The sequence below is a fragment of the Magnetospirillum fulvum genome, from assembly GCF_900108475.1.
GTDB classification, from domain to species: Bacteria; Pseudomonadota; Alphaproteobacteria; order Rhodospirillales; family Magnetospirillaceae; genus Phaeospirillum; species Phaeospirillum fulvum_A.
Genome location: NZ_FNWO01000004.1, coordinates 13,508 through 27,543 on the forward strand (window position 1 = coordinate 13,508; position 14,036 = coordinate 27,543).

Below are 14,036 nucleotides of genomic sequence, written 5' to 3' on the forward strand. Positions count from 1 at the left end.
TTGACTTCGCGCCGCCCGGGGTGTTAGCCATCGCTTATGGCACCACCCCCTCTTCTCAGCTTGCGCGACGTGCGCCTGACCTTCGGCGGCAAACCGCTGTTCGAAGGAGTCACCGCCTGGATCGGCCGTGGCGACAAGACCTGTCTGGTCGGTCGCAATGGCTCGGGCAAATCCACCCTGCTCAAAGTGCTGGCCGGCGAGATTTTGCCGGATTCGGGCGAACGCTTCGTCCAGCCGGGAACCCGGATCGCGGTGCTGCCGCAAGACCCGGTGATCGGAGAAGCCACCGTCGCCGCCTATGTCGCCGCCGGGCTGCCCGCCGACGAGCGCGACCAGATGTTCCGGGTCGAGACCGTGCTGGACGCGCTGCAAATCGGCGGCGGGCGTGAGTCGGCCATCCTGTCCGGCGGCGAGGCCCGCCGTGCCGCGCTGGCCCGCGCCCTGGTGTCCGAGCCCGACGTGCTGCTGCTCGACGAGCCGACCAACCATCTCGATCTGCCGACCATTCTCTGGTTGGAGCAATGGCTGGCGGCCTATGGCGGGGCGATGGTGGCGATCAGCCACGACCGCCGCTTCCTCGAAACCGTATCGAAGCAGACTCTGTGGCTGGAACGCGGCGTGGTGCGCCGGGCCGAGGTCGGCTTTGCCCGCTTCACCGACTGGCAGGAAGAGGTGCTGGCCGCCGAGGAAGCCTCGTTGGCGCGGATGGACAACCGCCTGCGTCAGGAATTGCACTGGATGGCGCGCGGCGTCACCGCCCGGCGCAAGCGCAATATGGGCCGTCTGCGCGCGGTTCATGCCCTGCGGGCCGAGCGGAGCGAGCGGACATCGGCCTTTCTTGCCGCCGGGCGTCAGGCCCAATTGGCCGCCGAATCCGGCGAGGTCTCGGGACGGCTGGTGATCGAGGCCGAGGGGCTGACCAAGCGCTTTGGCGAGCGGGTGATCTGCGAGAATTTCGCCACCCGCATCCTGCGCGGCGACCGGGTCGGGCTGATCGGCCCCAACGGCGCGGGCAAGAGTACCCTGCTCAAGATGCTGACCGGACAATTGGCTCCCGATGCCGGCACGGTGCGGCTGGGCACCAATCTCGAAATCGCCGCCTTTGACCAGCACCGCACCATCCTCGATCCCGAGCGCAGTGTCTGGGACACCCTGACCGACGGGCGCGGCGACGAAGTGTGGGTGCGCGGTCAGCCCCGCCACGTCGTCGGCTATATGAAGGACTTCCTGTTCACCGAGGCCCAGGCCCGCACCCCGGTCCGGGCGCTGTCGGGCGGCGAGCGCAACCGGCTGCTGCTGGCCAAGCTGCTGGCCAAGCCCTCGAACCTGCTGATCCTCGACGAACCGACCAACGATCTCGACATCGACACCCTCGATCTGCTCGAAGAGGTCTTAGCCGAGTATGACGGCACCCTGCTGCTGGTCAGCCACGACCGCGACTTCCTCGACCGGCTGGTGACCAGCGTGATTGCCGTCGAGGGCCAAGGCGACGTCACCGAATATGATGGCGGCTTCACCGATTATCTGCGCCAGCGTCCGCCTCGGCCCGAAGCTCTCGCCAAGGCGGCGAAGGCCGCCGCCGCTCCGGCTCCGGCCAAGCCCGCCCCGCCCCGGACCCGGATGTCGTACAACGAGACCCGCGAGTTGGAGCGTCTGCCCGGCAAGATCGCCGATCTGGAGATCGAGATCGCTCGGCTGGAATCCGAAGTCTCCGATCCCGGTCTGTACGCCCGCGATGCCGCCCGCTTCAACGCGGCGGTGGCCCGGGCCGAGGCTGCCCGTGCCGAGTTGGCCACGGCCGAGGATCGTTGGCTGGAGTTGGAAGCAAAACGCGAGGAGGCCTCGGCGAAGTGACCGCGCCGCGGATGTCTCCGGCGGATTGGGCGGGTGCCCTCGCGGTGGCGATATTGTGGGGCGGTAATGTGATCGCGGTCAAGGTGGCGGTCGAGACCCTGCCGCCCTTTCTGCTGATGGGGATTCGCTTTTCCATCGTCGCCTTGCTGCTGGCCCCGTTCTTCCGGCCGCGCCGTGCCCAGGTGCCGGGTCTGCTTGCCCTCGCGATGGTGCTGGGCGTCGGCCATTTCGGTCTGATGTTCCTGGCCATCAGCGGGATGGACGCCGCCACCGCCGCCGTCGCCGTCCAGATGACGATTCCGTTCAGCGCGTTGCTGGCCTGGCTGGTCTATCGCGAGGCGCTGGGCTGGGCGCGCACCCTGGGGGTCGGGCTGGCCTTTGCCGGAATCCTCCTGCTGGCCGGGGAACCCCACGCCACCGGGCTGTGGCCGCTGGCGGTGATGGCGGTCAGCACCCTGTGCTGGGCAGTTTCCAATGTGATGATTAAACGGGTCGGCCTGATTGATCCGCTGACGATCAATGGCTGGGTCGCTCTGTTCGCGGCTCCGGTTCTGTTCGTCTGTTCGGCTTTGTTCGAACAGGGACAAGCCGAGGCAATCGCGGCGACCGGCCTCGTCGGCTGGGCCGGATTGGCCTATACCGTGATCGGTGCCTCGCTGGTCGCCTATACCTTGTGGTATTGGCTGGTGCGCCGCCATTCCCTGAACCGGATCGTGCCGTTCACCCTGCTCGGACCGGCGGTCGGCATTACCGGCGGCGTGCTGCTGCTGGGCGAGCCGCTGACGTGGCAAAAGCTGGTGGGCGGGCTGCTGACCGTCGGCGGGGTCGCGGCGGTGCAGATGTGGTCGGGAAAACGCAAAACAGGGGCCGAGTCATGATTTTACGACCCTCGCCCAATCACGAACCGCGCCGCAGCGCCATCGTCGATATGCTGGTGCTGCATTATACCGGGATGCTGGACGGTCCCGGCGCGCTGGAGCGGCTGTGCGATCCCGCCACCAAGGTCAGCGCCCATTACGTGATCGAGGAAGACGGACGCGTCTTCGCCCTGGTTGACGAATCCCGCCGCGCCTGGCACGCCGGGGCCGGATCGTGGCGGGGCGAGACCGACATCAATTCCCGCTCGATCGGAATCGAACTGGTCAATCCCGGCCACGAATTCGGCTATCGTCCGTTTCCCTATCCCCAGATCGACGCGCTGATCGAGTTGACGCGTGGCATCCTGGTCCGCCACCCGATCCCGCCCCGCAATGTCGTTGCCCATGCCGACATCGCGCCGACCCGCAAGGAAGATCCCGGCGAACTGTTTCCCTGGCAGAGTCTGGCTGAAATCCACGGGATCGGTTTATGGCCGTGCGGCGAGCCGGTCGAGCCGCCGCCTGTGCCGGTGATTCTGGCCGGACTGGCCCATTACGGTTACGACGTCGCCGATCCCACCGCTGCCCTGGTCGCGTTCCAGCGCCACTTCCGCCCCTGGTCGCTGACCGGCGAAGCCGATCCCGAAACCTGCGGACGGCTGCGGGCGCTGCTGCGGGTGATGCGGTAAGAGGCGGGATTACCCCGCCCTTTGCAGGCGGAAGGTAAAGGTTTCGCCCTCTTCACGGGAGTCGAGCAGGAGGTGGCCGGTCTGGCGGCACAGCGACTCGAAATCGCGAACGGTGCCGGGATCGGTGGCGATGACGGTGAGGGTCGCGCCGGGGGGAAGCGTGTCGAGTTTCTTCTTGGCGCGCAGCACCGGCAGCGGGCAGGACAGGCCGCGCACGTCCAGCACGGTATCGGTCATTCTCGACACTCCCTCGCTTTGCCGCGATCGCTGCGGTCATAAGGCGACTTAGTCTACGGGCTTGGTGTCCAAAGGACAATACGAAGGACAGACCGGGGCTGGGCTTGACAGCGCGGCGGAACCGGGCTGGGATGCCGGTCTGCCCGAGGAGGAGCCTTGATGACCGTCCGTGCCGTGCTTGATGCGAAAACCATGGGGGGGACGGAGGTCGTCACCATCGCGCCCGACGCCTTGGTGATCGAGGCCGCTCAATTGCTGGCCCGCCATCGGATCGGCGCGGTGCCGGTGATCGAAGCGGGGCGGCTGGTCGGTATTTTGTCCGAACGCGATATCGTCCGCGCTCTGGCCCGCTCGGCGGCGGCGCTGGGGACGGCGCGGGTGCGCGGGTTGATGACGGCGGACGTGTTCGTCGCCCGCGAGACGGATTCGCTGGACGACGTGCTGGAGCTGATGAGCACCAAGCGAATCCGCCATCTTCCCGTCATTGGCAGCGACGGTGCGGTGATCGGAATCGTCACGCTGGGCGATGTCGCCTGGGCGCGCGAGGCAGCCTTGGAAGGGTAGGGCGTCGGTCGTGAAAAAGTCCTTCGGCCTTTGGCCTCAGTGTACTTTTCCCCGGTTCAAAAAGAATCCCCGTGCTCAATCAAGCTTTCCGCGCGGGGATGGATTTGGTTCCCTCCGAGGCCGATGGGCGACGCCCACGGCTTCGGAGGCTGGTGAAACAGACAACACGAAAAATGGGCGCTGGGCCGCCCCTAGCCCATTTTTCTCCTTTTAATCTAACGGGAAAAAGTACACCTCGCGACAGCGAGGGACTTTTTCACGGGAGACTAGGGCGGGTCAGCGATCCGGCGGCATCGGGATCGGCAGGGAATCGAGACGGCCGAGCAAACGGGATTTCAGCCGGTTGCCGGGCGGCAGCCCCTCGGCGCAATGTGCGGCTTCGCGGGCACATTCGGTGCTGTGGTCGCAGGTCCGGTCGATCGGACAGTAGGCGATGTCGCCGAGGATGACCAAGGCATCAACCACGACGCCGCACTTAAGGCAGTTGGTGGTTGCCGCGAACTTCTGCTGGCACGTTGATGGCAGATCCAATACTGACATGGGTGCCATGATACGGACAGTTTCGTCGAATAACAACCCCACTAAAAGTACGGAATCCCGAGAATAATCCCCTTCTGTTCGGGGTTATTCCTCGGTCCGGCCGCGAAAACCGGTAGCGACAACATAGGTTTCGGCCGAACCGGCCCGGCTGGCCGAGGGCTTGGCATGGCGGACGGTGGTGAAGTTCTTTTTCAACTGGTCGAGCAGCGTTCTCTCGGTGCCGCCCTGGAAGACCTTGGCGACAAAGGCACCGCCCGGAGAGAGAACCTCCATCGCGAAATGCAGCGCGACCTCGACCAAGGCGATGATGCGAAGATGGTCGGTCGAGGGATGGCCGGTGGTCGGGGCCGCCATGTCCGACAACACCACGTCGGCGGGGCCGCCCAGCGCGTCTTTCAGCCGGTCGGGGGCGTCGTCGGCGAGAAAGTCGCCCTGAAGCACGGTCGCCCCGGCGATCGGATCCCATTCCAGGATATCCATCCCGACGACGGTGCCGCCCTTGGGCTGACCGGCCTTGACCCGCTGGACAGCGACCTGGGTCCAGCCGCCAGGAGCGGCGCCGAGATCGACGACGCGCAGACCGGGGCGGAGCAGGTGAAAGCGGTCGTCGAGCTGAATGATCTTGAAGGCGGCGCGCGAACGATAGCCCAGCCGCTTCGCTTCGTAGACATAGGGGTCGTTGAGCTGGCGTTGCAGCCACAAGGTCGAGGACAGCTTGCGCCGCTTCGCCGTCTTGACCGTCACGGTCATCTGGCGCGAACCGCCGCCGGGTCCGGCCCCGGTGCTCTTGCCGCTGCCGCCGCTTTTGCTTTTGCCTTTGGTGCCGGCCATTACGTCCTCTTTCTTTGGCTTCCATGCGCATCTTCGCGCATCATGCCGAGCAATACGCCTTCACGGACGCCGCGATCGGCCACCTTCAACCGTCCCAGCGGCCACAGCCGACAGACGGCGTCAAGGATGGCGCAACCCGCGACCACCAGATCGGCCCGTTCCGGCCCGATGCAGGGGTGGGCGGCGCGATCGTCCGAACTCATCTCCGCCAGCATCCGGGATACGGCGGCGATATCGGCGAAATTCAGATTCAATCCGTCGATCTGGGCGCGGTCATAGCGCTCCAGCCCGAGATGGAGCGCCCCCAGCGTCGTTACGGTGCCCGACGTGCCCAGCATCTGGGCTGGCTCGTGGATCATCCGGGTGGCGATGCCGTGTTCGTGCTCGAAGGGCGCGAAGGATTCGGCTAGCCGGGCCACCACCGCTTCGTACCCGGCGGCGGTGGACATCTCGGCCCCGCTCTGTTCGGCCAGGGTCACCACCCCGGTCGGGACCGAGCGGACGCCCTTGACCGATTGGCCGTCGGAATCCGTCCGCACCCAGACCAGTTCGGTCGAACCGCCGCCGATATCGAACACCAGCGCCCACGGCACCTGGGGGTCGAGCAGCGACGCGCAACCCGCCAGCGCCAGCCCGGCCTCTTCCTGCGCCGAAATGATATCGGGGGCAAGGCCGGTGCGTTCGGCGATCCGGGCGGTGAATTCGGCTCCGTTGACGGCGCGGCGGCAGGCCTCGGTGGCGACCAGCCGGGCGCGGCCGGCGCGGTTGCGCCGCATCTTGTCGGCGCAGGCGTCGAGCGCGTCGAGGGTGCGGGCCATCGCCGCCTCGGACAGGCGGCCGGTGCGGCCCAGCCCTTCGCCCAGACGGGTCACGCGCGAGAAGGCGTCGATCACCCTGAAGCCGTGCCCGGTGGGACGGGCAACGAGCATGCGGCAGTTATTGGTGCCGAGATCAAGGGCGGCGTAGACGGCGTCGCTGGGCATGGTGCCTGGGAACTGGTCCGGCCAACGCGGCGGGACGGGAATTAAGGGGCAGCAATGTTAGCCCGGAAGGCGCGGCAAAAGAAAGCCCCGCGCAACCGAACGCTCGGATTGCGCGGGTTTTCTCTCAGTTCGGCGAGACGGGCCGCTTTAACAGCCGCCGAAGCCGAAGGTGGTTTCGGTGCCGTCGTCCCAGCCATCCCACAGATAATCGGCCTCGATTCCGTCGGCGATCAGGCGGAAGGCGTACTTGGCCTGGTCGAGATAGGCGTCGCAATAGGCGCCGATCTTGTCCATGCCGCCATTGGCCTCGAACGCTTCGGCCGGACAGGGCGAACCGCAGAAGTGACGCACCGGGCAGACCGCGCATTCGGCGATGTCCTCGACCTTGCGGCCGGTGACCAGCTTGAATGGCGGGGTTTCCAGCACGTCCTCGATCTTGTCGATGAACAGGTTGCCACCGGCGAAATCGGGCAGGCCGATGAACTCGCTGCACGGGTACAACGTGCCGTCGGGGGCCAGGGCGAAGAAGCTGCGCCCGCCGCCGCAGGGCGAGATGTCGCACATCAGACGCCGCGCCGTCGGCGCCAGGATCGAGATCAGGATGTTGGCGAAGTTCGCCACCACCAGCTTGCGCCCGGTCGCGCGGAACAATTCGTGGGTGCGGTCGAGCGCGGCGAGGTAAGCCTTGGAAACCACCGCGTCCTCGACCCAGGACTCACGGCCGCCCGGCTGGGTACAGCGGACGAAGTTCAGCATGCAGGCCGGGACTTCGCGTTCGTGGAGGAATTCGACCATCGGCACCAGCTGGTCGATATTCTCGCGGTTCATCGTGCAGATGACGTTGAACCCGGCATAGCCCTTCAGCCGGTCGATCGCGGTCAGGGTCGAGGCGAACACGCTGTCGCCGTTCCAGCGCTTGCGCGAGCGGTCGGCCACCGCTTCGACCGGGGCGTCGAGCGACAGGCCGATGCCGCAGCCATGGCCGGTCAGGAAGGCGATCGCCTCTTCGTCGAGCAAGGTGGCGTTGGTCTGCACCCCAAAGCGGAAACGGTCGCCGTATTGGGCAATCGCCTCGAACATCGCGTCGCGGTTCAGCATCGGCTCGGCGCCGTGGAAGATGATCTGCGGCTTGCGGTCGGGCGGCATGATCGACGAGAAATAAGCGTGCAGCCGCTCCATCGCGTCCAGCAGCGTCTCGCGGCTCATATGCTCGCCGTTCTTGCGCATGTCGCGCGGAATGTAGCAATAGGCGCAATCGAGGTTGCAGCGTTCGGTCGGATTGAAATAGACCGCCGACGGCTTCAGATTGAAGCGCAGCAACTCCATTTCCTCGGCGAACGAGGCCCGCTTGTCCTGCCACTGCCGCACCAGCGCGCCGTCCTCGATGACGCGGGCGGCTTCGTCGGTCCGCACCAGCGACCAGAAGGCGGTGTCGGCGTCGATCAAGGCGGTGTAGTCGGAATGGCCGATGTCGAACCATTCCAGCCCATCGGGAAGACGGCCCCCGACGGGGGCCGCTCCCTTCGCGTCAGCGAGCAAGCTCAACGCTTCACCTGCTTGTCCATCAGCACGTAATGGGACAGGCCGGTGCCTTCGGCGTCGCAGCTCTTGCGGCTGGCGATCACCGCCGGACGGGTGGTTTTGGTTTCGGTTCTGCTCATGGTCGTTCGGACTCCACGGTTGCCGGGGCGGCGGCGCGGGCACGATGGTGCCTTTGCCGAAACCCTTTTCCATCGGATTCCGCCCCGAGACTCGGATGAGGCCCAACAGGTCTTCTGGCTCTCGGATCGACCACGCGACCACACCTTCCCGGCGGTTGGCCGCCAGTGGCCGGGCGTTTTCCGCCCCAGTGGTCCGTGTCCCCGATTACAGCGGCGGGACCGCTACGGATTTGCACCGTATTCCGGGATGCTGGACAGAGCCGCTTTACGCCAAGGCGGGGAGGTCCGTCAAGCATCGGCTTTGCGGGCAAGGGGCAAGGGGCCACCTCGCCCCTTGCCCTGGACCGGGGTTCCGAGGCACAGTCCCGCTTTCTTTCATCCCTCGACCTGACAGGAACTCATTATGGCCCGGCGTTTCGCGGTCTTCATCGTCGATTGGTGCTGGCGTCACGCCATCGCGGTGGTGGGGATTGCTCTGGTCGCGACGGTGGGATTGGGGCTTTACGCCGCCACCCATCTGTCGCTCGACACCGACGAATCCAAGCTGATTTCCTCGGACCTTCCCTTCCGCCACGCCGAGCAGGCGATTGATGCGGCCTTTCCCCATACGCTTGACCGGCTGGTCGTCGTGCTCGACGCCCCCAGCCCCGAACTGGCCGAAGAGGGGGTCGAGCGGCTGCGTGCCGCCCTGGCCGCCGTCGGCGGGCCGATCCGCTCGGTCGAACGCCCCAGCGAGGAACTGTATTTCCGCCGCCACGGCCTGTTGTTCCTGTCGCCCGCCGATTTGACCACCCTGTCCGACCGGCTGGTCGCGGCCCAGCCGCTGCTGGGGACGGTGGCGCACGATCCGTCGCTGCGCGGCCTGTTGTCGGCGGTGGGGATGATCGTCGATGGCATCTCCCACGGTCAGGCCGGAGCCGCCGATATCGAGCCGCTGGTCGCCCGCATCGACCATGTCGCCGCCGCCCTGGCCGAGGGCCGCTCGGCCGAAGCGGCCGACTGGCAGGGGATGGTTGCCGCCGGGCCGATGCGCGATACGCCCCGCCGCTTCCTGCTGGCCCAGGCGCGGGTCGATCATGGCGAACTGGAAGCCGGGGCCGAGGCCGACCGCGCCATCCGTGCCGCCGCCTCGTCGCTGGGGCTGGTGCCCGAGCATGGCTACCGGGTCCGGCTGACCGGTTCGGTCGCGCTGTCCGATGCCAATTTCGCCACCGTCACCGAGGGAGTCGAGATCACCGCGCCGCTCTCGCTGCTGGCGGTGCTGGGCCTGCTGTTCCTGGCGGTCCGCTCGCTCCGCGTCGTCGTCGCGATCATGATCAGTCTGGTGATCGGGCTGGTCGCCACCGCCGCCTTTGCCGCGCTGACCGTCGGCAGTCTTAACCCGATCTCGGTTGCCTTCGCGGTGATGTTCGTCGGCATCGCCGTCGATTTCGCGATCCAGTTCGTCACCTCCTATCGCAACGAGCGCCATCGGTTGGGCGACTCGGCTCCGGCGGCGCTGGCTTCGGCCGGGGCGATGGCCGGGCCGCTGTCGCTGGCGGCCTTGGCCACGGCGGTCGGCTTCCTGTCGTTCCTGCCCACCGCTTATACCGGGGTGTCGCAATTGGGGCTGATCGCGGGCGGCGGGATGGTGATCGCGCTGGTCGTCGATTTCACCGTGCTGCCCGCGCTGCTGGCGCTGTTGAAGCCGCCGCCCGAGCCCGAACCGGTGGGGCTGCGTCTGGCCGGTCCCGACCGCTTCCTGGCCCGCCATGCCCGCCCGGTGGTGTGGGGGGCGGGGCTGGTCGCCCTGGCCGGTCTGGCCCTGTTGCCGTTCCTGCCGCTCGATTTCGATCCGCTCCATCTGCAAGACCCCAAGGCCGAAGCGGTTTCGACCTTTCACGAAATGGCGCGCGATCCCGAGGCCGGGGTCTATGCGGTCGAGGCGCTGGCTCCGTCGCGGGCCGAGGCCCGCGAGCTGGCCAAGCGGCTGGATGCCCTGCCCGGCGTGCGGCGGACGATGACGATCGACAGCTTCATTCCCGACGATCTCGACGAGACCCTGCCGATCGTCGCCGATCTGGCCCAGGTGCTGGGGCCGACCCTGAACGTCGCCGCCCCGCTGCCGCCGCCTTCGCCCGAACAGACCGCCGCCGCCCTGACCGGACTGGCCGGGCGGCTGGAAGCCGAATTGCCCGGGCACGAGCCGTCGCGGCTGCTGGCCAGCCATCTTCGCGCCATCGCCGCCGCCGGGCCGGACCGGGTCGGCCAGTTGGAAACCGCGCTGGCCTCGGGGCTGTCCGGACTGATTTCGAGCCTGCGCCAAAGCCTCGATTTCACCGCTCCGCTGACGGTCGAGACCCTGCCTGCCGCCCTGTTGCGCGACTGGATCGCCGCCGATGGCCGTGTCCGCGTCAAGGTGCTGCCGCGCGAGAATATGGAGGATGCCCGCGCCCGCGCCCGCTTTGTCGATGCCGTCGCCGCGGTCACGCCCGATGCCGCCGGGGCGCCGATCTCGATGGAGATGTCCGGCCGGGTGGTGGTCCACGCCTTTGCCCTGGCCGCGATCGGGGCGCTGCTGGCAATCGGGTTGATGCTGGGGCTGATGCTGCGCCGGGTGCTCGACAGCGCCCTGGTGCTGGCTCCGCTGCTGCTGGGGGCGCTGGCGACGGTGATCGCCGCCTGGGCTGGCGGTCTGGCGATCAATTTCGCCAACATCATCGCCTTGCCCCTGTTGCTGGGGATCGGAGTCGCCTTTAACATCTACTTCGTGGTCAATTGGCGCAACGGCGTGACCACCCCGCTCCAGCACCCGACGACGCGGGCGGTTCTGTTCAGCGCCCTGACCACCGGCTCCGCGTTCGGCAGTCTGGCGGTGTCGCCGCATCTTGGCACCGCGTCGATGGGGTTGCTGCTGTTCGTTTCGCTTGGTTTGTCGGTGGCGGCGACCTTCGTGGTGCTGCCGGCTCTGTTTCACCTTCTGGGAAGACCCAACCATGACTAAAAGGCTGATCGTGACCGCCGATGATTTCGGCCGGTCGGTTCCGGTCAACGAAGCGGTCGAAGACGCGCACGTCAACGGCATCCTGACCTCGGCCAGCCTGATGATGACCGAGGCCGCCGTCGATGACGCGGTGGCACGGGCGCGTCGCTTGCCCGAACTGGGCGTGGGGCTGCACGTCACCCTGGTCGATGGCATTCCGGCGCTGCCGCCCGCCCAGGTGTCGGCCCTGATCGGTCCCGACGGCCGCTTTGGTCGCGATCTGGTTCGGCTGGGGGCGCGGATCTATCTCGACCGCTCCGTTCAGGATCAGGTTCGCGCCGAGATGCGGGCGCAGTTCGAATTGTACGCCGCGACCGGCCTGCCGCTGGCTCATGTCGATTTCCATCACCATTACCACCAGCATCCGACCGTGTTCGATCTGGTACTCGAACTTGCGGTCGAATATGGCGCGACCGGGATCCGGGTGCCGTGGGAGCCGCCGCTGCGCTCGTTCGCGGCGCGGGGCGACCGGCTGGGGGTGCGGCTGTGGAACGGCCTGTTCCACTGGCGGCGCTGCGCCCGGATGCGGGCCAAGGCCCGCGCCGCCGGTCTGACCGTCAACGACCGTTCGTTCGGGGTCAATGACAGCGGCGCGATGGATTACGCCAAGGTGGCGTCGTTTCTCGACCACCTGCCCGACGGTCTGTCGGAGATCTACAGCCATCCCGCCACCCGTCATTGGGAGGTGCGGCCGATGCCGCCGCATTACCATGTCGCCGAGGAATACCGTGCCCTGGTCGAACCGGCCAACGTGACCCGGGTCAAGGATCGCGGCATTCAGCTGGTCAATTTCTCCCAGGCGGCGGAACAGGCATGAACGCAGGGATTCTGCGGCTGTGCCTCATTGCCGTCGTTCTGGGGATTGCCTGGTGGCTGCGGGACGGATTTGGCGATGTCGGTGGCGCGCTTGACCGCGCCGGATGGAGCGGGGTGGCGATCCTGACCGCCTATCACCTGCTGCCGATGGCGTTGTGCGGGCTCAGTTGGGCGACGTTGCAGCCGCAGGAACCGGTGCGCCCGGCCTGGGTGTTCGTGATGGGGCGATGGATTCGCGACGGCGTCGGCGAGTTGGCGGGCTTTTTGCCGCTTTCGGGCGAAGTGGCCGGTATCCGCCACCTGACCCGCTTTGGCATCCGCCCGGCGGTGGCGGGGGCGACGGTGGTCGCCGACATCACCGCCGAGGCGATGGCCCAGTTCCTGTTCAGCCTGATCGGCGTCGGAATGTGGGCGTGGCTGTACCCTGAATCCGAGGTGACCCGCTGGGGCGTGATCGCTTTGGCGGTGTCGGTGCCGGTGCTGATCGCCTTCGTGATCGTTCAGCGCTCGTGGTTCATGCATTTCCTCGAATCCCTGCCGTCGCGGCTGATGCCGAAAAGCTGGGACGCCCCCGACGTCGAACAGGGGATCGTCGCCTCGATCAACGACATCTACCGGCGGCGGTCGCGGATGGTGCGGTCGGTGGCGTGGCATCTGGTCGCCTGGATCGCCGGAGCCGCCGAAGCCTGGGTGGCGCTGTATCTTCTGGGCTATCCGCTCGATTTCGCCCAGGTCCTGGCGATGGAAAGCATCATTTTTGCGATCCGCAGCGTTGCCTTTGTCATTCCCGGCGCGATCGGCATCCAGGAAGGCGGCTATATGCTGTTCGGGGCGATGCTGGGCCTGCCGACCGAGGTCGCGCTGGCTCTGTCGCTGTTGAAGCGAGGCCGCGAGCTGATCTTGGGGCTGTCGGCGCTGCTGGCGTGGCATTTCATCGAGGGGGCGACCGCCCGTCGGCGGTGACAAGTGCCTGCCGACATGCTTCACTGTCTCCTCCACCGCGGCGGGAATGGGGGCAGGGGGCATGTCGGAGGGGCAACGCGATTCCGGGCCGGTGGTGCAAACCGAGGATTATTTTGCCGGATTGGCGGAATACCAGCATGCGCTGAGCGGCCATATGGATTGGCTGCGCGGCTGGTACAGCGAAGTGCTCAACTGGGAATCCGGTTCCCGCGCTCCCCTGCCGATCTGTCCGTTCGAGGCGTGGTTCGACCAAGCGGGTGATGCGATTCTGGGCGGCTTTCCCGGCTTTGTCGCCCTGGGGGGGCTGCACCGCGAAATACACGACCGCGCCGACCGGATCACCGCCCGCGCCGAGTCGGGTCAGACCGTCACCACCTCGGATTACGAGGCGATGATGGCGCTGGTGCTGGCGTTTGGCACCGCCGCCCAGACGCTGGAGCGCGACGTCTGGCGCACGCTGGCCACGGTCGATCCGCTGACCGGTCTCGGCAATCGCCAGACGATGATGACGCAATTGATCGGCGAGCGCGACCGGGTGATCCGGTTGGGCCAGCCCTGTTGTATCGGTCTGGCCGATATCGACCTGTTCAAGCGGATCAACGACACCTTTGGTCACGCCACCGGTGACCGGGTGCTGCGCGAGGTCGCGGAGTGCCTGCGCAACGCGGTGCGTCCCTACGACATTCTTTATCGTTATGGCGGCGAGGAATTCCTCGTCTGCCTGCCTGCCGCGACATTGGAGGCGGGGGCGCTGGTGCTGGACCGGATGCGTGTGGCGATCGCAGCGCTTCAGATCGCCGATTCCCACGGGACGCCGATCCCGGTCACGGTGACGTTCGGGCTGGCCCCGTTGTCGGGCGATGTCTCGGTCGAGGAATCGTTCGAATACGCCGATATCGCCCTTTATAAGGGCAAGCTGGCCGGGCGCAATCGGGTGGTGATCCACATTCCGGAAACCGAGGGCTGATCCGTCGGTCTCGGTCGGGGAGAGACCCGCCCCCTCTCCAACGGAGAACGGG

General features: G+C 66.9%; 14 protein-coding genes and 1 riboswitch. Of the genes, 8 read left to right on the forward strand and 6 right to left on the reverse strand.

Annotated elements, in window-relative coordinates:
• Positions 1 to 36 precede the first annotated feature (36 nt).
• The 3 genes from BLW40_RS05625 to BLW40_RS05635 are packed head-to-tail and all read left to right on the forward strand — an operon-like array spanning position 37 to position 3,400.
• Positions 37 to 1,854, forward strand: coding sequence for an ABC-F family ATP-binding cassette domain-containing protein (locus tag BLW40_RS05625; protein ID WP_074766423.1), 1,818 nt, complete (start codon positions 37 to 39; stop codon positions 1,852 to 1,854).
• A complete protein-coding gene (locus BLW40_RS05630) occupies positions 1,851 to 2,732 on the forward strand; it encodes a DMT family transporter (protein ID WP_083386642.1) in 882 nt (293 codons plus the stop codon). The genes BLW40_RS05625 and BLW40_RS05630 overlap by 4 nt, the downstream gene beginning before the upstream one ends.
• Complete coding sequence (locus BLW40_RS05635) at positions 2,729 to 3,400, forward strand: N-acetylmuramoyl-L-alanine amidase (protein ID WP_074766424.1); 672 nt, start codon at positions 2,729 to 2,731, stop codon at positions 3,398 to 3,400. The genes BLW40_RS05630 and BLW40_RS05635 overlap by 4 nt, the downstream gene beginning before the upstream one ends.
• A 9-nt stretch (positions 3,401 to 3,409) precedes the next feature.
• Here BLW40_RS05635 and BLW40_RS05640 read toward each other — a convergent pair whose 3' ends face one another.
• On the reverse strand, positions 3,410 to 3,637 hold the full coding sequence (locus tag BLW40_RS05640; protein ID WP_074766426.1) for a sulfurtransferase TusA family protein: 228 nt from the start codon (positions 3,635 to 3,637) through the stop codon (positions 3,410 to 3,412).
• Between the two features lie 159 nt (positions 3,638 to 3,796).
• On the opposite strand from BLW40_RS05640, the gene BLW40_RS05645 reads away from it, so the two are divergent.
• A complete protein-coding gene (locus BLW40_RS05645) occupies positions 3,797 to 4,201 on the forward strand; it encodes a CBS domain-containing protein (RefSeq protein WP_074766428.1) in 405 nt (134 codons plus the stop codon).
• A 276-nt stretch (positions 4,202 to 4,477) separates the two neighbouring features.
• Here BLW40_RS05645 and BLW40_RS05650 read toward each other — a convergent pair whose 3' ends face one another.
• The 5 genes from BLW40_RS05650 to cbpA all read right to left on the reverse strand — a co-directional run bounded on the left by BLW40_RS05650 (position 4,478) and on the right by cbpA (position 8,216).
• The gene (locus BLW40_RS05650) at positions 4,478 to 4,666 is read right to left on the reverse strand and encodes a hypothetical protein (RefSeq protein WP_139305509.1); all 189 of its coding nucleotides are present in this window, start codon (positions 4,664 to 4,666) and stop codon (positions 4,478 to 4,480) included.
• Positions 4,667 to 4,825: 159 nt separating this feature from the next.
• Entirely contained in the window at positions 4,826 to 5,572 is a 747-nt protein-coding gene (locus BLW40_RS05655) for an RlmE family RNA methyltransferase (RefSeq protein ID WP_074766432.1), read from the reverse strand.
• Positions 5,572 to 6,555: a Ppx/GppA phosphatase family protein gene (locus BLW40_RS05660; RefSeq protein WP_074766434.1), complete on the reverse strand. Its 984-nt coding sequence runs from the start codon at positions 6,553 to 6,555 to the stop codon at positions 5,572 to 5,574. The genes BLW40_RS05655 and BLW40_RS05660 overlap by 1 nt, the downstream gene beginning before the upstream one ends.
• Before the next feature lie 147 nt (positions 6,556 to 6,702).
• Entirely contained in the window at positions 6,703 to 8,100 is a 1,398-nt protein-coding gene (cbpB, locus tag BLW40_RS05665; protein ID WP_083386643.1) for a peptide-modifying radical SAM enzyme CbpB, read from the reverse strand.
• Entirely contained in the window at positions 8,097 to 8,216 is a 120-nt protein-coding gene (gene cbpA, locus BLW40_RS05670; protein ID WP_002727267.1) for a modified peptide precursor CbpA, read from the reverse strand. The genes cbpB and cbpA overlap by 4 nt, the downstream gene beginning before the upstream one ends.
• Before the next feature lie 109 nt (positions 8,217 to 8,325).
• Positions 8,326 to 8,460, reverse strand: a riboswitch (cobalamin riboswitch).
• A 159-nt stretch (positions 8,461 to 8,619) separates the two neighbouring features.
• Between cbpA and BLW40_RS05675 the strand changes: the two genes are divergently transcribed.
• From BLW40_RS05675 to BLW40_RS05690, 4 genes are all read left to right on the forward strand, one after another.
• On the forward strand, positions 8,620 to 11,199 hold the full coding sequence (locus BLW40_RS05675; protein WP_074766438.1) for an MMPL family transporter: 2,580 nt from the start codon (positions 8,620 to 8,622) through the stop codon (positions 11,197 to 11,199).
• The gene (gene hpnK / locus BLW40_RS05680; protein WP_074766440.1) at positions 11,192 to 12,055 is read left to right on the forward strand and encodes a hopanoid biosynthesis-associated protein HpnK; all 864 of its coding nucleotides are present in this window, start codon (positions 11,192 to 11,194) and stop codon (positions 12,053 to 12,055) included. The genes BLW40_RS05675 and hpnK overlap by 8 nt, the downstream gene beginning before the upstream one ends.
• Positions 12,052 to 13,017 (forward strand): lysylphosphatidylglycerol synthase domain-containing protein, encoded by a 966-nt coding sequence (locus tag BLW40_RS05685; RefSeq protein WP_074766443.1) that lies wholly within the window; start codon positions 12,052 to 12,054, stop codon positions 13,015 to 13,017. The genes hpnK and BLW40_RS05685 overlap by 4 nt, the downstream gene beginning before the upstream one ends.
• A 61-nt stretch (positions 13,018 to 13,078) precedes the next feature.
• Positions 13,079 to 13,984: a diguanylate cyclase gene (locus BLW40_RS05690; protein WP_074766445.1), complete on the forward strand. Its 906-nt coding sequence runs from the start codon at positions 13,079 to 13,081 to the stop codon at positions 13,982 to 13,984.
• Positions 13,985 to 14,036: the final 52 nt, after the last annotated feature.